Below are 509 nucleotides of genomic sequence, written 5' to 3' on the forward strand. Positions count from 1 at the left end.
GATTTGGTCTCAAAAACTGAAAAACATATTGACACCACCTCTCCACTCGGATAGAAATTCACCCCATTTGTCATGAAATGCGATAACTTTCATTTTATTGTTCAAGCAGTTACTCATTTTATTTTCAAAGTTTCTTTTAGAATTCAACTTTTTACCGACTTCTCCATAAGTAGCGTCAACCTAAAAGCCATCCCCATCCAAACAGGCCGTTTGAATCCCAATCAGGTTTCAGACGGCCTTTTTGAATCATGTTAATAAACATTTGCCGCTTGGCTATGCAAAAGATACCAGCAGACTTACCTATTTATGTGGTTATTCATATCCCGACGACAATTTAATCCATTGCCGCCATTAGTCTTTTATCATTATTTCAGCTTCAGCCCACAATCCCCGCTTCTGCTCTGCCGTCAATTTCTTAATCCCGATTTCCCGTTTCAGCGCCTCACTTTTAGTCAGGCCGTCTGAAACGATGCGCATCTCGACAGGCTTGTTCAAACGCGTGTATTTCG

Annotated in this window: 1 pseudogene; it reads right to left on the minus strand. The window is 40.9% G+C overall.

From position 1 onward, the window contains the following. Nucleotides 1-351: 351 nt before the first annotated feature. Nucleotides 352-509 (minus strand): annotated as a pseudogene (locus tag ACTHUT_RS21725) (GIY-YIG nuclease family protein); the annotation flags it as partial.

The sequence above is a fragment of the Neisseria sp. P0022.S010 genome (assembly GCF_051956635.1).